A 17227-nucleotide genomic window follows, 5' to 3' on the forward strand; every position below is an offset into this window, starting at 1 on the left:
ATGGCTATGACGTCCGTCAATTCGCCGCGCGACATGCCCTACAAGAAAAATGCAACGGCCCTGCTTTTTGTCGACATGCAAGAGGTGTGGATCCGCCCGGAGCTCGCCCCACAAGCGGACGATGAGGAATCCAGTTACTACTTCGATCGATTACGGGACACGGTGATACCCAATCAGCAAGCGCTTCTGAGCGCTTTCCGTGGCGCCCAGCAAAATGTGCTGCATACCATCATCGAAAGCTTGACCGAGGATGGCCGCGACCGGTCTCTCGATCACAAGCTTTCCAATATTCATCTGCCCAAGGGACACCCTCATGCCCAGGTGATTTCGGAATTGGCACCTGTCGCCAATGAAATCGTGCTACCCAAGACATCGTCGGGCGTCTTCAACTCCACGGCCATCGACTATGTGCTGCGCAATCTCAACGTGGAGCATTTGGTGATCTGCGGGGTGGTCACCGACCAATGCGTGGACATGGCCGTGCGCGATGCCGCTGATCGCGGCTATCTCGTCACCATGGTCGAAGATGCCTGCGCCACACAAAGCGAAGCACGTCATCGATCTTGTCTGCATGCCATCAAGGGGTACTGCTTCATTAGCGACACCCAGACCGTGCTGGAAAAAGTTGCACGAATGCAGGGCTAGAAACTCGCCGCGACCTGTTCGATAACCAATACAAGAGCAATATTTCATGGACCTGATCAGTATCGTCACTACGGACCTCACGGCTATCACGCGAGGCCGGGCCGTTCCTCGCGAGGCACTAGAGAAAGAAGCAGCAAGTGGCTGTGGCTGGGTGCCTGCCAATAGCGCTCTCACACCACAGGACATCATCGCCGATCCCAACCCATGGGGGTCCCATGGCGATCTGCGCCTGGTACCGGACCTGGATAGCCAGGTGCATGTCCGCGCGATTTCTGACCAGGTTCCCGACATGCATTACGTGCATGGCAACCTGCATATGGTGGATGGAGATCCTTGGCCGGCATGCCCCCGTACACTGCTCGAAGCCGAGTTAGCCCGCTACCAAAGCGACCTCGGCTGGCGGGTCAAGGCTGCGTTCGAGCATGAGTTCATCCTGAACGATCCTGCTTCCTCGCCGGCACCGGCCTTCTCATTACAGGCTCAACGTCGGGCAGCGCGATTTGCTGCATGTCTGGTGGAAGCCCTAGCCAGCAGCCACAACTCGCCAGAGACCTTTCTTCCAGAATATGGCCAGTACCAGTACGAGGTGACCTGCCGGCCGGCCATGGGGCTGGCGAGTGCCGACCGCGCCATTAACGTTCGTGAGATCACACGGGACATCGCCAGGCAGCTGGGCTTGAGTGCCAGCTTCACGCCACAGCCTTCTCCGGGAAGCGTCAGCAATGGCGTTCACTTGCATATCAGTTTCCTCGACGAGAATGAGGTACCGGTATTGCCCAATTTGGAAGGTGCTGTCGGCCTGTCGAAGTGGGGCGAGCACTGGGCCGCTGGCGTGCTGCATTATATGCCAGCGCTATGCGCATTCACTGCGCCGTCGCCTGTCTCCTATCTTCGCCTCCAGCCGCACCACTGGAGTTCCGCCTATACCTGCCTGGGCGTACGAAATCGCGAGGCTGCATTGCGAGTGTGTCCGACCACACGTCTCGGCAACAAGCCGGTGGAACGACAGTTCAATCTGGAATACCGCGCACTCGATGCCACAGCCAGCCCCCACCTGGCGATGGCGGCCATCCTAATGGCCGGTCGTCTGGGAATCGAGCAACAGTTACCGATGACAGCACGAGCCGACCAGGACCCGGATGCGCTCAGTGAGAGGGAAAGAGCGGAACTGGGAATCCTTCCTTTGCCATCGTCTTTAGGTGCTGCGATGGAGGCATTGCAGGCTTCCCCCGAACTGGAAGCGTGCCTACCCGAGCCATTGCTAGCCACCTATCGAGCACTCAAGCGCCAGGAGCTCGCCAATGTCGAAGGCCTGGATGACAACGCACTATGCGCCTTGTACCGCTCCATCTATTGAGGCCTATCATGTTCGTCGATGCTCATCAGGACCTTGCAACTCGCTTCACGAAGCCAGCCTATACGCTGCGCCATATCGACTCATCGCATCCCGTCATGCTGCTCTGCGAGCATGCCAGCGACTATATCCCCGAGAGTTATGCCAATCTCGGCCTTCCTTCCGGAGTGCAACGCGAGCATATCGGCTGGGATATCGGTGCGCTTGCGCTGGCACAGTCGTTGAGCGATCGGCTGAAAGCCCCTTTGGTGTTGGCCAACTATTCGCGACTGTTGATCGATCTGAATCGTCCTGTCGAGGCACCGGACAGCATACCATCTCTTAGCGACGGTTGGCGGATACCAGGGAATGTCTCGTTGACCGAAGAGGAGCGCATGGCGCGCCGATATCATTTATTCCAGCCTTTCCATGCAAGGGTCAGTGAACTGATCGACCACCGCATGAAGAAGGGCATCCCGACGCGGGTTGTCGCCATTCACTCGTTTACCCCAGCCATGCATGGCCGGCAAAGGCCTTGGGAGGTCGGCGTACTCTACGCAAAAGCCAAAGCGTATGCCGAGCACATGATGCTTGGCCTGACTCGCGCGGGGGTTCACGTGGGCGACAACCAGCCCTACCAGATTCACCCCGATGAAGATGTCACCGTGCCCGTGCATGGCGACGGACGCGGACTACCTTGCGTACTGCTCGAAGTTCGCAACGACCTGTTACGTACGCATACCGCAATAGAGCGATGGGTCGAACGCCTTGCACCCCTGCTTTAATCCACCCCCGGAACAACCCCACACCTTTAGTACAAACAACAATAGGTGATTGATATGTCCATTGAAAACTTTGGCTACCAACAGCAACTCAAGCGTGGCCTGAGCCTGACTGATCTGGTGATCTACGGCATGATCTTCATGATCCCCATCGCTCCCTTCGGGGTTTACGGCTGGGTGCATGCCGATGCCCAGGGGATGGTGCCACTGGCGTATTTCATCGGCATGATTGCCATGCTATTCACGGCGCTGAGTTATGCGCAGATGTCGAAAGCATTTCCCATCGCCGGGTCGGTGTATTCGTATGCCCAGCGCGGCGTGCATGAGCACCTGGGATTCATAGCAGGATGGGTGCTGCTACTGGATTACCTGTTAATCCCACCGCTTCTCTATATTTTCAGCGCCTTGGCATTGCACCATTTCTTTCCGGCCATTCCAAAGCTGGGCTGGATGCTGATTTTCCTGGTTTCCGCCACCTTGGTTAACTTGCGCGGCGTGACCTTCACGGCTCGTGTCAACAAAGCGTTTCTTATCGGCGAGTTGATCGTCTTGGCACTATTCCTGGGACTAGGTTTCGAGGCGCTCTATAGCGGCATGGGACATGGAAAGCTCACTCTTCAACCACTCTATGATCCAGCTAATTTCGACCTGAACCTAGTGATGACAGCGGTATCAGTGGCAGTGCTATCCTTTCTCGGCTTCGACGCCATTTCGACCTTGGCGGAAGAAGTCAAAGGCGATCCCTCCCGCCAGGTTGGCCGTGCTGCCCTGATCTCGCTATTTCTGATGGGCGGGATTTTTATCCTGCAAACTTGGCTGGCTACCGATCTCGCTGCTGGTTTGGAGTTCGACTCGCTGGATACTGCCTTCTACGAGATCGCTGCAGCCGCGGGGGGTAACTGGCTAGGCACGTTAACCGCCATCGCTACGGCTCTTGCCTGGGGTGTCGCCGTTTCCATCGTGTCGCAAGCTGCAGTGTCACGTCTGCTTTTCTCCATGTCTCGCGATGGTAAGTTGCCTAAAGCACTATCACTCATTCATGAACGCTATCGCACCCCTCATGTCAGCCTCTATCTCGTCGCCGCACTCTCCCTGATTATCGGAGTTGTCTTCCTCGATGCGCCTGATGTGCTGACGACGCTGGTGAACTTCGGGGCTTTGACCGGCTTTTGCATTCTGCATGTGTCGGTCATTAGCCATTACCGTATCCGTCAACGCTCACATCGCTTGCTGGCACATCTAGCCTTCCCGCTCATCGGACTCCTCATCATCGGCTATGTGCTGATCAGCATGAGCACCTATGCCAAGGTGCTCGGCCTAGCCTGGATCGCCATTGGCATGGTGTATCTGGCAATACTGATCAAGCGTGGCAAAGGAGTGCATCTCGTATCGGAAATCTAATTGGTTCTACTGGGATGGCCCCATCTGTGGGGCCACTGGCCACTGACCAGACTTCCACTGGCTATCAGACCACTCATATGGTCTGCTCGAAACGGTATCACCAAGATGTTGGCGATACTCTGGCGAACCAAAAGCCTGTATTTCCATCTCAATACTGGTTTTGGTCGCTGCATTCTAATTCGAGACGCCCCGCTGTCACGACCATGCGCCACAAGCCAAGCCCATCCCTTCTCGAAGGTGCGAGACTGACGTCATGAATCGATATAGCAAAGCATCGGAACTTCCAAGGAACCATTCGACGGCCCCAGCCATCAGCCGGAGGAGGTTCCTGCAAGGAGCTGCTAGCGTAGCGGCACTCTACCTTGCACCGGTCACCATTGATGTCGCCCAACAGCCTCGCAATCTGATCCGGCTCACCAGCGAAGCCAACATTATCGTCTTGACCGAGAAGCGGTAGGTTTCGAGGCATCTCAAATCCACCACCCTGAACGGTACTAAAATGTTGCCTCTTCGGCGGGGTTTTTAGTGCTCGGTCGAGATCAAGTACTTGAAAGAGGCTGGTTCAGTTCTGACGTGGGATTATCTGCTTGAATTGCGCTTTGAGATCGCCCTCTCGAACATAGATAAACGACCTCATCTCTTTGCCTGACCTAGCTACCCATTCGATTTCGTTCTGGCCTTGCACCAACAGTTGGTTAGCTTTCTCGGCAGATGAGGGAGTGCCACCATTAATCGTTCGAATGGTGCCACGCTCCATCCCATACCCTTTCAGAGGGCTATCAGGAGCCAGGCGCAGTACCCGCACCCCCCCGACTTGCTGCGGTTCGTCAGGAGACTCTGCCTCCTCGGCATCTGAATCGTCTGTTTCCTGATCCTTGAACAGGGTGTCATCAAGGGAAGTATTGATCTTCGCACATAGCATAGCGGCGATGAACAGCAAGGCGTTCAGCAGTGGAGCCCCAAGAAAGACAGCGTCGCCGTATTTGATGATGACGTACGTCGAATAAGGTGTCAGCACAGCTGCCACCGACCAAATCATGAACTCGAGAATGCTGCGTTCCCGGCGCTGAAACATCGCGTACCCTCACCCTGCGTTAGCGAATCGCCCCAGACACCATCGCTTTATTCCCGAGAACCGAGTTGTCCTTTATGGAAGATCCGCGACCAAGTGGTGGACTCGATATTTTTTATAGGAATATGGTGCATTGACCGCTGCGTGAATTGGAACCCTTGGGATGGCCTGGAAATCCACTAATTCTTTATTATTCGGGACGTTATATACTCATGAATAGCAAATGTCATGTAAATAAATGAAACACAACGTAATGATGCCACAAGAAGATGGCCGCACCGACTTTAGCGAAACAAGTAACGTTCGCCACCTTGTCGGCTCCTTCTCTCCAGCCATGACAAGACCCTCACACCACCATGCAAAATGTGAATGGCAATGGGCACGACCAGTCTCAATAACCAAGACCCGAGATAAAGGCAGGGCAACAGGATCAGACTCCAGCCCAGAAACTGCACTAGCCACACGGAATAACCCAACGAACGAGCCACTGCTACCAAGGCATCGTTGATGAGCACTGGATGACGGACGATGAGATAGGTACCTGCCATCACTGTCGGCCATTTGGCAAAACGCCCAACCCTCATTAGCCTGCCCAGAACATTGAAGCGGCTCGCCAACACCGCATTACGCTGCATCGCTCCCGTTGACCGAGTGGAGACAGCCCCAACCCGCCCCATTCGCAATAGTTTGACGGCACTGACCATGACCGCCCCATCGGCAAGCGCCCAGCCGATATCGCTGGCATCCACCGTCTGACCACGCTGCATACGAGTTTCAAGCTGACGGATACCACCAGCAAACAATGAGTTGGTCGCTTCAAGTAAACGTTCGCTCTGGAGCCATTTCACCGTTCCCTCGGTATCGAGGGTGAATTGTCCCAGAAAACCGTGTCCCTCATCGGCAATGAGATTGATCGCATACCATCCGCGCTGCTCGGGTGCCAGGGTAACTGACATCTCTTCGCGCTCTTCCTGGATCGCCCTTTCCTGACCGTGATTTGCCACATCACCCCTCTGCCACCAACGCTGTGCCGTCGTCTTGACCGCCTGCCATTGCTGTGCGGCCGCTTCCTTCAACGCCAAAGTGCGAACATCGTGATGCAGGAAATAGTGGATTGGTAGCAATACGGCCGATCCATATTGGCGTAACACCGACTGAAACTCGGGTTCGGCACCGTAACGCGGCAGGATTTCACGAGCGAGCCGGGGAGATTCGAGCAGGGCCGCTTCAGCCTTCAACCGTAATAGATCGTCTTGGTGATAATCGAGCAGTACCGCCAGTACTTCCAACGGCTCCTGATCGAGTTGCCCCATGTAGTCGGGGTAAGCCTCGGCTGCCTGGAGGCGAATCATGCGCTCCTCCACTGCCATAGGCTGCCCGACCAGACTGATTGCAGCGGCTGCCAACACTGCGATCCCCAACATGCGAGCGAGCTTGTTCATGGTCCCTCCTGTCGGCATGGCAATCAACACTTTGCCTGCTGGCATGACTATCTCAATAAAGGGATAGCGGCTGCACGATCTGGCGGGCATAGCGTGAACGTCAATACATTATCGGCGCCCATTCGAGAATATTTAATCAAGCGTCATACATATCCGACCAACGTCACCTTTAATTTTAGGGCCTACCTGCCGATATGATCGTTAATGACAGACATCTGATAGCCCGACTACCCGAGAGAGCGCCAATTGCCACTATGCACATGACAGCAAAGGAAGCGTTTCGGTCACTGGCCGATTGCATGACTCTGGAGTCCAATGCGCTCTTCTTCAGCCGCCTCGTCGCTCAGCTAGCCGATATCTTGGGCGTGGACCATGTGCTCGCGGCACGCATACTGCCCGACAAACAGCATGCACGCACCCTGGCGGTATGGAGCCATGGCCAACAACAAGACAATTTCAGCTATCCCTTGGCCGGCACGCCTTGCGAACGGGTGATTGGCGACAGTGTCTGCTTCTTCCCTGAAGGGGTATGTCAGCACTTTCCCCACGATGCTGCCCTCATCCGCTTGAAAGCCGAAGCCTATTTGGGCATTCCTATCACCTCTCCCGATGGCCTGCCTCTTGGCCTGCTAGCCATTCTCCACGACACTCCCTTGCCCGACATTGGATTCGCCGACGAAATACTGCGCATCGCAGCGGCACGTACCGGTGCCGAACTGATACGCCAGGACATGGTTCAGGCATTGGAGACAAGCCAGGAACGGATGCATAACCTGATCAGTCACCTGCCAGGAATCGTCTATCGTTGCCGCAACAACCGCGATTGGACCATGGAGTTCGTAAGCGATGGCGTCATGGAACTAACCGGCTATCCCGCCGAAGATTTCATCGAAAGTCATCGACGTTCCTTCGCCGACCTGATCCATGAGGATGAGCAAGAACGTTTGTTCGACGAAGTGCAAGCCAGTATTGCCCAGCGATCGTCGTTCAACATCACTTACCGGATCACCACTGCCACGGGTGAAACCCGTTGGCTATGGGAACAAGGTAAAGTCATCTTTGATGAGCAACGTAGCGATCCGGTACTGGAAGGCTTCATCTGCGATATCAGCAAGGAAGTTCTCTCAGAGCGACAACGCGAGGAACATGAGAGAAAACTCATCGCCACCAACCGGGCACTCAATCTTCTCAGCCACTGCAATGAGATGTTGGTACATGCCGAGGACGAAGATAAGCTCCTGCAGGATATCTGCCAGCTGGCCGTCGATATCGGTGGTTACCGCATGGCCTGGGTCGGTTTTGCCATGGACGACGCACAACGGACGATCGAGCCACGAGCAAGCGCCGGCGCGGTCGACGGTTTCCTGGACGAAATCTGCCTGAGTTGGTCGCCTAACCTGCCCGGTGGCCGTGGTCCAACCGGCATGGCAGTCCGCAGTGGCACACCACAGATCCTCGTCGACCTGGCCTGCGATCCTAATCACACCCCTTGTCATGATGCCGCGCTCTTACGAGGCTACCGAAGTGTCATCTGCCTGCCGCTCAAGAATTCACAGCGCACTTTTGGCGTACTGGTGCTATACCAAGGCACGACGGTGCCTATCACTAACGATGAACAGCGCCTACTCTGCGATCTAGCTGACGATCTCGCTTTCGGTATCGACACGCTACGTGCCCGTCAGCGGCAACAACGCATCCAGCATGCGGTAATGCAAATCGCCACTGCGGTGACATCGCGCAGCGGCGATGCCTTCTACTTGCAACTCGCACACCATACGGCCAGCGCGCTAGGCGCCGGCGCCAGTTTCGTGGCTCGCTTGTCACCTTCGTCACCGCATATGGTCGAAACACTCGCCGCATTCATTGAGGGAAAGCGGTTGGAAAACGCCCTATACGATTTGTCGGACACCCCCTGCGAACGCGTGCTTCGCGATGGCGAATGCTTGCTCAGTGAATGCTCCATCCATGATATGTCAGCCAATGCAAGAGAGGCGCTTCATTGGGTCAAAGCCTACGCCGGACGACGGCTCGACAATAGCGCCGGCAAGCCCATCGGTTTGTTATCGATCCTGTTCCGCGAGCCCATCGAGGATCCCGAGTTCGTGAGTTCCATCTTGCAAATCTTTGCCGCGGGTGCTGCCGCCGAACTAGAGCGTCAAAGCGATGAGGCACATATCCGTCGTCTGGCTTACACCGATACATCAACGAACCTACCCAATCGCTCGGCGTTCCGCGAACGCCTCGATAAGATCCTGCAACAAGCTCCTGAGCGATTGTCGCTACTGTTTCTCGATCTCAACCGTTTCAAGGAAATCAACGACATCCATGGCCACGACATCGGTGACCAGATACTCGCCTATGTCGCAGAACGCTTCCAGCGGACACTAGAAGAGAAAGAGTTTCTCGCCCGGCTGGGAGGCGATGAGTTCGTGGTCATCCTGGAGAAAGTCGACTCCCAAGCGGCTGTCCAGTGCGTACGGCGTCTGCAAGCGGTGCTGGACACCCCCTTCACCATCAAAGAGCAGACCTTTCACCTGGACGTCAGTATCGGCATCGCTTGCTACCCCGATCATGCCTCCTCCTCCAGTGAGTTGCTACAACATGCCGATATCGCCATGTATCAGGCCAAGCAACAAGCCTCCCGCTATTGCCAGTATCAACCGGAGATGGGGCACGACATGGCGTCGCGACTGGATATGGCCAAGCGACTTTCCCAAGCGATCGATGATGACCGGCTGGAGCTTTACTACCAAGCACAAGTGGAAATCAGTGACGGACGATTGATCGGTGCCGAAGCGCTATGTCGTTGGTACGACGAGGAGCTCGGCTGGGTCAGTCCTGGGGATTTCATTCCCCTTGCCGAAGAACGTGGCATGATCGGGCGCCTGGGTGACTGGGTCATCAAGGCCGCTTGCCGACAGCTTGCCGCTTGGCGGGATCAGGGCCAGCCACTGCCAGGCCAATTGGCAATCAATGTCGCCTCTCAGCAACTGGACGACCGACACCTGATGCAGACCCTGAAACAAGTCATGCAAAGACATGACATTGCTCCCAGTCAGTTGTGCCTGGAAATTACCGAGACCAGTTTCATGAGTGACCCTGAGCAAGCCATTGCCATGGCGGACGCCCTCAAGGCCCAAGGTTTTGGCCTAGCCATCGACGACTTTGGTACCGGCTACTCTTCACTGGCTCACCTCAAGCGCTTTGCGGCGGACAAGATCAAGATCGATATCTCCTTCATCCGCGATATGCTGACCGATACCAGCGACCACACCATCGTCAAGACCATTATCGCCATGGCCCAGAACCTAGGCCTGGAAACCATCGCTGAAGGCATCGAACTCGACGCCCAAGCGAGCGCCTTGCAGGCTCTGGGCTGTCGTCAAGCACAAGGGTTCCTCTATGCGCCCCCGCAATCTCACGATCAGTTCAGCCACCGCTGGCTGCGTTGAGTGATGTATCGACTTGGCTTGCTTACCAAACTGACACCACACATTCAAAATGTAACTCACCACAGTGCGCACTACTGCGGGACAGATCATGCAAGCCACCATCAAGGATCTGCGCCTTCGTACGCGTAAGCTGTTCATCGCAACCCTGCTTTTGTTTTCTGGAGCGACCGGGACGCAACCACCGTCGACAACGACATTCGCCAACGACGACGCCCCGCCAATTCACACCCAAGGATGATCGCTGATGCTGATAAAGAATCACATCTGACCATTGTCAGGGGTCGCGCACGGACCCTGACAGTGGCGAGGTAGGTCAGAAGGTATAGCTGATGCCCAGCACTGCTACCGGATAGACGGAGAGCTTATCGGCATCTTCCTCGAGTTCGCGCTCCTCAGCACGCAGGTTTTCTTGGAAGTTTGAATCGCTGGTGCCACTTCCCGAAGCGCTCAACGATACGTCGACATCGGTAGCCATCACGCCCAGTTCGGAAAAGAACCCAAATCCGCTGCGGTGTGAACTACGCCACCCCAGGCCGACATAGGGCTGAACGCCATCGGCGATAGTCAGCTTGCCGCGAACGCTATCCAGACTGTAAGTCTGGCCGTTGAGCTCATAAGTTCCTCCATTGGTGGAGCTGCCGGTCACGTGCGCTTCCATCTCTGGAAACATGGCGCCAGCGGTAAGATAGAAGCGTCCGGCGAAAGGATAGAAATCCAGCTTCAGTGCACTGGCAGAAATGTCCAGGTCGCCTTCGTAAGTGACATTGTCACTATCGTAGTCACCATCCCAAACCAACCCAGCAGTATAATTGGCGGTCAGGCTGGCACGTTCATGGAAGCGCCAGGATGCCTCCGCACCAAAGCCGGTGGTACCGGCCAGGGCCCCCACTGTCACGTTGCTATCGAAGGCATGGGCACTGCTCGCTCCCATGCCCATCAATGCTGTCATCAGGCCCACGGTCAAACACTTATTCATCATGGATTCCCTTGCGTTTTGGATACACGATGGACGAAAACAATATTTCTACACTCACCAACGAGAGTTATCGGCAGTACCCTAAAATAACTTGAGAGAACCACAAGCTCCCTTTCCTAATGATCTATCGAATAACAGGGCCATTCTTCTTTCAACTTAACTTATTCTTGACAGCATCCTCCACAAAGGGAGAACCAATAGCCTTATCAACAAACAAAGGATCGAAAAACGCTATTCTATTCAAGACATCGACTTCATCTTCCAAAAAAGACAATTCTGCAGAATTCCGACCATTCCCTTTGTTCGGATTGTGATGTACAGATGTGATTTCCTTATGATGCTTTTTCGCAGCACTCTTATTCGAAACACTCAAACCGAAAAACTCACCTATCTCCAATGTTTTATCAAAATCATGAAAATCATCAACTGTCACCCAATGATATCTACCACCTTCATGATCATAGATTTGTTTCGCTTGCATCTGCCTTGCATAAGAGTCAAGCACCCCCCAATAACACAACTGATAATCCGTCAAACTTTCTGGTTCATAAATTGGAAGACTACCAGGAACGCGAGGATCTGCCGAGAAGTGTCTACCTCTCTGCGTTCGCATCGGTGTACTCCCTCTTTCATAAAGACTGGATGCTGTCTTCCTAAAGTTCCTATTTAGAAAGAGTAATCCAGGCATGATCCCTAGGCGAAGCAAGGGGATCAAAAAGCCCTTTCCAAAAACATTGCTTGTTTCCACATAATGATTTTCTGAGCAACCATTGATATACTCTATTTTTTCCTCCAAAAAAGAGACAGCTCGCTCTGGGTCCTCCTTGACAGATGGAAACACATTGGCATAGTTTGGTTCTGGCTCATGCAGAGAACTTGTATCTTCAAAAATCTTGAAGACCTCCGTCAAGAAAGTTGTCCCCGTTCTTCCATGCGTTACAGTAAAAATCAAATTCTTTTTGGAAGAAATCATATAGATTCTCCAGTAATCTTTTTCACGGGCTTGGCAGGACGACCAGCAACAATGGTATTGGCAGGGACATCACCGACGACAAGACTTCCCGCAGCAACGACAGCATTTTCCCCTATCACTGCTGGACCTAGTACAGTAGAGCCGGATCCCATCCACACTCCCCTTTTGACATGGATATCTCGTCCCGAATCAGGTACTGCTGCAAGACGTTCCATCCCTGTCTTCTTATAATCATGAGTCCCAGTAAGTAGCATGCAACGATGTCCAAAGAAGCAGTTTTCTTCTACTGTCACGTGCCCGGAACGAGTATTTACCAAAAGATCATTGACTGATATTGTCGCCCTATCCAGATGAACCCGACTTTTATCTCCCCATATACGAATTTGTCTCATCTCATATTCAGCGATATAAGGCATCAAGAGCTTTGCCAGGACCGAAAGCTCCTTCTTTTTCACCGTTCTCAATAAGCTAAGGAACTCACTCTCCTTCCCTTCAACTTCTCTACTCTCCTTTGTCGGAGGAAGTTCTTGCTTCACTTTGTCTTTCTTTACATTGACAAAAGGTATCATAATCAACCCTCAAAAATCTTGATTAGTGGCTATTCATCAGGCGATCAATATCTTGGCTGATCGTATCGTCAAACTCATATGACGACTGAACTTTCCCTTGAGAATTTTTGCTTTCTATCGCTTCACTCTCGGCATCGTTTATTGCTACGATACCTTCGGCTCTCAGATATCGTTCTGCTTTTTCAGAATCCACGCTCGCTATCAACGAATAAGTGATGTCCTTTACGCTATATATCGTATGTAGCAAGAACGCCAGCTTCGTCTTCTGGTTATCATCAAGCTTAGCCAAGCGTTCGTGGCTGGGCAGAAACAATGCATCAGCGCTCTCTAGTTCAGTAGCCTGATACCCTTGCAAGTCATCGCGAACCGGCAAATGACTCCGATGGGCCAAATCATTCAAACGATAGAAGCGGAAACCATGCCGCGACATCCAATGGCTGATTTCGGTGAGATTGGGCTGTCGTTCGTGAGTTGGCTGGAAAGCAACACGTGCTTGGATCAGCAGGGTCTCGCGCAGTGCTTTTTCACCATGTTCCAAGACGACCATGGAGTCGCTGAGATCGTCCAAAATGAGCCAATCCAGGCTTTGCAATCCTTCGATGCTATCTAGTGTGATGGTATTGATAGGTAGCGTAGTCAGTACTTGCGCGCCAGGACGCTTCTCTTCCGGCAGTTGCTCAGGCGGCAATGGATGGAGCGTGCTACCCATTTCCGGCGACAAACAAGCGTACAGAGTAGCGGGCTGACCGTTGCCAAGCACGGCATGAGGGAAGAGCTGTACGTCTTCGCTTCCCTCGAAGCGTTGAGGATTGGATATTCGACTTACTGGATCAAAACCCACTACGGCAAAGGTATCAAGCGCTCTCAGACCATCAAAGCCACTATCCTGTAACAGCTTGGCTCCGTTATCCAGCGCAATGATCTTGCCACTGAACTTCCATTGAAAATCATTCTCTTTTTCTGACTCTAACAACAGCTCGGCATTGACTATCTCTACTGGCTGGCTTTCGCCTTCAAACCACGCCTCTCCTTCTTTGTTGAAAGTCAGGGCAGCGGGAGCTTTGTCTTCACAGTAGCGTTGCCAGATGGCGCGCATAACAGTAGTAAAGTGCTTGGCGAAACGGGGAGCATCGCATACCGGTGAGGATTTGAGCTGCGAGCGCAAGTTGCGACGAATAACGCTCAGGCTTTCCAAGTCGGAAGCTAAATCTACGGCAAGCTGCTTGTAGTGCTCCCAATTATTCGCTACAAGTTCCGGAAGTCCAGCATTAATCAGGTGTGATGCCGAATGGCGGCCGGCAAAGGTCGGTCCAGGGTAGGTGATAACCGGCACGCCCATCAGCAACGCTTCGCAGGTGGTTAGACCACCTGAATAAGGCCACGGGTCGAGTGCAATATCTACATTATTATAGCATTGCAAAAGCTCAGCATGCGAGGACGGGCCTTCAATCAACACCCGTTCATGCGCAATACCTTCTCCCTCCAGAAAGGAGGTGATTTTTTCTGCCACCTCACTATTAGAGTACTGATGGCTTTTTAGATACAATCTTGCATTAGGAATATTTACAAGAATATCCACCCAGTGTTTCAAAAGCACTTCATTTATCTTAATGGCGTTATTGAAACACCCAAAAGTCAAATAACCGTTTCGGTTGGCTGGTAAATCGACCACATCGGGCGTATATGCATGTGGCGGATCGTAGCAGATGTAATCATCTGGCATTCTTATCAGATTTTCCACATACTCTGTATCACAGCCAGGTGGCGTCTCTACCGAATCTGTTATCAGATAATCGATCGCCTCTATACCCGTAGTGTTGATGAGCCCGCCAACCCACTTTACTAATAAAGGTGCAGGCTGCATCGCCATCGTCAGCATGCGATTGCCTGCATTATGGCCCGCCATATCGATAAGTATGTCTATTTCGTCTCGACGGATTTTATCAGCCAGCTCTGAGTCATTTAGCTGCTCAACGAATGCCCAACTGGAAGAAATTTTTTGCAGGCGAGTAGTAAGATAATCCGAAGCGCTACTCGTAGAGTAAAAATAAAACTCTATTGGTCCTTTAACAATCTCCTCAACAGCGCTCGTTACCATACGCCCAACAGGATGCCCTCTAAACCCATCTGAAATAAGCCCTATGCGAAGACATTTTCCTTTATACTTCGAAGTTTCTGGGCGATTAACATTTGCCAAACCAAAAAGCTTATTCCACTTTTTGCAAAGCTTTGTTATTTCTTCCTTTTTGATGTCAGGAAGATAGTGAGAGGTAGTAATTATGTTAGAAAATGGTCCTGGGTATTCAGGCGCAAGACAGCTTGCTTTCTCATAGTTTGATAATGCTTCATTCAACCTCCCCAAGTCTTTCTCAGCGTTCGCTAGGTTATTCCAAGCGTAATAGCTTTTTGGCCTCAACGAAATAGCCTTTCGAAAGACATCGACGGCCTCCCTCTGTCTCGAGAGAGCTACAAGCACATTCCCTTTGGTGTTTAACGTCTCGTATACATTAGGTTGTAGTCGATCCGCAATCTCACAGTGGTACAGAGCCTTATCCTGCTGAGCGCTATTATGATAAATATAGCCTAGGTAGTGATGCGCACGCGCATAGTCTCTATTAACCTCTACCGCTCGGCTAAGAAACTCTAACGCTCTATCCGCATAACCTAACTTATATTCAACCTGACCAAGAAGGGCCAACGTTTCGCAGTCTCTGGTGTCGAGCTGGCACGCCTTCTCTAGGGCCTCTTTCGCCTCTTGGAGTCGATCCGCATCAGAGAGATGTGCGCCTAGTATTTTCCAAGCATCAACATTTGCCGGTTGGCGCTCTGTCACCGCCTTGGCTTGCTCCAGGCTCATGGAGGCTGGCCTTTTCGTTACTTTTGCCATTGATTTGGAAAACGGCTTACGAGAAAGCTTTGATTTACTCATAGGGGCCACACCAGTCACTATGCAGAGATATGGAATACTTGTGCCAGTCTATCTGTTGGCATGCCACAGGGAGTACGCAAACACAGAGGGAGTTTCACCTTTTTTCTGCGCTTTGGCAGGAACAAAAAAGGCGGTAGGGAAAACCCTACCGCCTGCTCCGATAGAGCGACTAGCCAGTGCTTAGCCAAGCAGGGACAGCACGTTCTGCGGCACCTGGTTGGCCTGGGCCAGCACAGAGGTACCAGCCTGCTGCAGGATCTGCGCGCGAGTCATGTTGGAAACCTCGACCGCGTAGTCGGCGTCTTCGATACGCGAACGAGCGGCGGAGAGGTTGGTTTCGTTGGTCTGCAGGTTAGTGATAGCAGACTCAAAGCGGTTCTGGATAGCACCCAGATCGGAGCGCAGCTCATCCACTTGCTTGAGTGCAGAGTCCAGTTGGCTCATCGGGTCTGCAGTTGCTTGGCTCAGAAGATCCTTGGCGCCAAGCGTTGAGCCATCCACAGTGAAGGCCGCTGTTGAGTTACCACTGGCGATTGCAGCATCCGCCGAATCAAGCGCAACACGGAACGTTTGAGCATTGCCAGCGCCGGTGCCTGCGAAATCGAATCCTTGCAGGTTCAGCGCAGTTACCTCTGAATCATTCTGAGCTGTAATGGTAACGTCAACATACCAGTTACCGGCTTCATCGACTTGCGCCACGGTACCATTAGTAATGGCAGCCGCGCTAATGCCAAGCTCGGTTGCCAGATCCGCATCAAATGCGGTGACAGTAGTTGTGGTCACGCCAGTGGCAGTACCGAACGCATCTTCGAAAGCAGCAGTCGCTGTAGCGCCGCCAGCTGAAGAGAGATCAGTCATAGTACCATTCGGACCATTCACGTTGAAGCTGGAGAGGCTCAGCGTACTGGCAGTAATTTCCTTCAGGCTGACACTGATAGACTCACCATCATTAGCACCCACCTGAATGCTGAGAGACTGATCGCTTGCCAGTACCTTGACGCCGTTAAAGTCAGTCTGCTCGGAGATGCGATCGATCTCGGTCAGACGCTGGTCGATTTCAGCCTGGATGGATGCCAGGTCGTCAGCAGAGTTGGTGCCGTTCTGGGACTGAACGGTCAGCTCACGAATGCGCTGCAGGTTGTCGTTGACCTGGTTCAGGGCACCTTCAGCGGTCTGGGCAACGGAGATACCGTCGTTGGCGTTACGCTGCGCCTGGGAGAGACCGGTGATCTGGCTGCTCATGCGGTTGGCGATGGCCTGACCGGCGGCATCGTCCTTGGCACTGTTGATGCGCAGGCCGGAAGACAGGCGCTCCATGGAGGTCGCCAGGGCATTCTGGGACTTGCCCAGGTTGTTCTGGCCGATCATCGCGGTGATGTTGGTATTGATCACTGACATGATAAATCCTTCCTAATGTTGAGGGCTCCATTGGCTGGTCTCGAGTCAGCGGTTTCGAGAAGTGCTGATCCGGGTCCTGCCACAACGGCGCCGTTGGCCGTTACCCTATTTATCGGAAGTCGTCAGCGAAGCTTTAGGGTCGAATGGAAAAAATTTAGAAAAAGATGGAAGAGCGGCGTTACGCGCCTGGAAGAAGGAAGGTTTTTGCCACAGCAGCGCTCATGCTCGTTGGAAAAAATCGCGCCTTGTTCAGCA

General features: G+C 53.1%; 13 protein-coding genes. 6 read left to right on the forward strand and 7 right to left on the reverse strand.

What is annotated here, in order from left to right; genetic code table 11:
* The 4 genes from L861_RS05970 to L861_RS05985 are packed head-to-tail and all read left to right on the forward strand — an operon-like array spanning position 1 to position 4161.
* The gene (locus tag L861_RS05970) at positions 1–645 is read left to right on the forward strand and encodes a cysteine hydrolase family protein (RefSeq protein ID WP_016415671.1); all 645 of its coding nucleotides are present in this window, start codon (positions 1–3) and stop codon (positions 643–645) included.
* A gap of 46 nt (positions 646–691) precedes the next feature.
* A complete protein-coding gene (locus L861_RS05975; protein ID WP_016415672.1) occupies positions 692–2002 on the forward strand; it encodes a type I glutamate--ammonia ligase in 1311 nt (436 codons plus the stop codon).
* A gap of 8 nt (positions 2003–2010) precedes the next feature.
* Positions 2011–2763 carry an N-formylglutamate amidohydrolase gene (locus L861_RS05980; RefSeq protein ID WP_016415673.1) on the forward strand — a complete coding sequence of 251 codons (753 nt, stop codon included), beginning with the start codon at positions 2011–2013 and terminating at the stop codon, positions 2761–2763.
* Between the two features lie 54 nt (positions 2764–2817).
* Positions 2818–4161: an APC family permease gene (locus tag L861_RS05985; RefSeq protein ID WP_016415674.1), complete on the forward strand. Its 1344-nt coding sequence runs from the start codon at positions 2818–2820 to the stop codon at positions 4159–4161.
* Positions 4162–4723: 562 nt separating this feature from the next.
* On the opposite strand, the gene L861_RS05990 is transcribed toward L861_RS05985, so the two are convergent.
* On the reverse strand, positions 4724–5236 hold the full coding sequence (locus L861_RS05990) for a hypothetical protein (protein ID WP_016415675.1): 513 nt from the start codon (positions 5234–5236) through the stop codon (positions 4724–4726).
* Between the two features lie 281 nt (positions 5237–5517).
* Positions 5518–6675, reverse strand: coding sequence for a hypothetical protein (locus L861_RS05995; RefSeq protein ID WP_016415676.1), 1158 nt, complete (start codon positions 6673–6675; stop codon positions 5518–5520).
* 299 nt (positions 6676–6974) lie between these two features.
* Between L861_RS05995 and L861_RS06000 the strand changes: the two genes are divergently transcribed.
* A complete protein-coding gene (locus L861_RS06000; RefSeq protein WP_016415677.1) occupies positions 6975–10127 on the forward strand; it encodes an EAL domain-containing protein in 3153 nt (1050 codons plus the stop codon).
* Between the two features lie 88 nt (positions 10128–10215).
* Positions 10216–10365, forward strand: a complete 150-nt coding sequence (locus L861_RS24665) for a hypothetical protein (RefSeq protein WP_154658834.1) — start codon at positions 10216–10218, stop codon at positions 10363–10365.
* A gap of 75 nt (positions 10366–10440) precedes the next feature.
* Here the strand turns inward: L861_RS24665 and L861_RS06005 are convergent, their stop codons facing one another.
* From L861_RS06005 to L861_RS06025, 5 genes are all read right to left on the reverse strand, one after another.
* Positions 10441–11106 carry a hypothetical protein gene (locus L861_RS06005; RefSeq protein WP_236617046.1) on the reverse strand — a complete coding sequence of 222 codons (666 nt, stop codon included), beginning with the start codon at positions 11104–11106 and terminating at the stop codon, positions 10441–10443.
* 148 nt (positions 11107–11254) lie between these two features.
* Positions 11255–12076, reverse strand: coding sequence for a hypothetical protein (locus L861_RS23545; RefSeq protein ID WP_016415679.1), 822 nt, complete (start codon positions 12074–12076; stop codon positions 11255–11257).
* The gene (locus L861_RS06015) at positions 12073–12645 is read right to left on the reverse strand and encodes an acyltransferase (RefSeq protein ID WP_016415680.1); all 573 of its coding nucleotides are present in this window, start codon (positions 12643–12645) and stop codon (positions 12073–12075) included. Before L861_RS06015 ends, L861_RS23545 begins: the two co-directional genes overlap by 4 nt.
* A 22-nt stretch (positions 12646–12667) precedes the next feature.
* Positions 12668–15574, reverse strand: coding sequence for an O-linked N-acetylglucosamine transferase, SPINDLY family protein (locus tag L861_RS06020; RefSeq protein WP_021029119.1), 2907 nt, complete (start codon positions 15572–15574; stop codon positions 12668–12670).
* A 180-nt stretch (positions 15575–15754) separates the two neighbouring features.
* On the reverse strand, positions 15755–16972 hold the full coding sequence (locus L861_RS06025) for a FliC/FljB family flagellin (RefSeq protein WP_016415682.1): 1218 nt from the start codon (positions 16970–16972) through the stop codon (positions 15755–15757).
* Positions 16973–17227: the final 255 nt, after the last annotated feature.

The sequence above is a fragment of the Litchfieldella anticariensis FP35 = DSM 16096 genome (assembly GCF_000409775.1).
Classification (GTDB): domain Bacteria; phylum Pseudomonadota; class Gammaproteobacteria; order Pseudomonadales; family Halomonadaceae; genus Litchfieldella; species Litchfieldella anticariensis.

Bases quoted from the DNA above. Each gene is read 5' to 3' on its own strand.
- L861_RS05975 (WP_016415672.1), top strand. From the start codon at position 692: ATGGACCTGATCAGTATCGTCACTACGGACCTCACGGCTATCACGCGA.
- L861_RS06020 (WP_021029119.1), bottom strand. From the start codon at position 15,574: ATGAGTAAATCAAAGCTTTCTCGTAAGCCGTTTTCCAAATCAATGGCA.
- L861_RS05985 (WP_016415674.1), top strand. From the start codon at position 2,818: ATGTCCATTGAAAACTTTGGCTACCAACAGCAACTCAAGCGTGGCCTG.
- L861_RS05990 (WP_016415675.1), bottom strand. From the start codon at position 5,236: ATGTTTCAGCGCCGGGAACGCAGCATTCTCGAGTTCATGATTTGGTCG.
- L861_RS23545 (WP_016415679.1), bottom strand. From the start codon at position 12,076: ATGATTTCTTCCAAAAAGAATTTGATTTTTACTGTAACGCATGGAAGA.
- L861_RS24665 (WP_154658834.1), top strand. From the start codon at position 10,216: ATGCAAGCCACCATCAAGGATCTGCGCCTTCGTACGCGTAAGCTGTTC.
- L861_RS05970 (WP_016415671.1), top strand. From the start codon at position 1: ATGGCTATGACGTCCGTCAATTCGCCGCGCGACATGCCCTACAAGAAA.
- L861_RS06000 (WP_016415677.1), top strand. From the start codon at position 6,975: ATGACTCTGGAGTCCAATGCGCTCTTCTTCAGCCGCCTCGTCGCTCAG.
- L861_RS06015 (WP_016415680.1), bottom strand. From the start codon at position 12,645: ATGATACCTTTTGTCAATGTAAAGAAAGACAAAGTGAAGCAAGAACTT.
- L861_RS05995 (WP_016415676.1), bottom strand. From the start codon at position 6,675: ATGAACAAGCTCGCTCGCATGTTGGGGATCGCAGTGTTGGCAGCCGCT.
- L861_RS06025 (WP_016415682.1), bottom strand. From the start codon at position 16,972: ATGTCAGTGATCAATACCAACATCACCGCGATGATCGGCCAGAACAAC.
- L861_RS06005 (WP_236617046.1), bottom strand. From the start codon at position 11,106: ATGATGAATAAGTGTTTGACCGTGGGCCTGATGACAGCATTGATGGGC.
- L861_RS05980 (WP_016415673.1), top strand. From the start codon at position 2,011: ATGTTCGTCGATGCTCATCAGGACCTTGCAACTCGCTTCACGAAGCCA.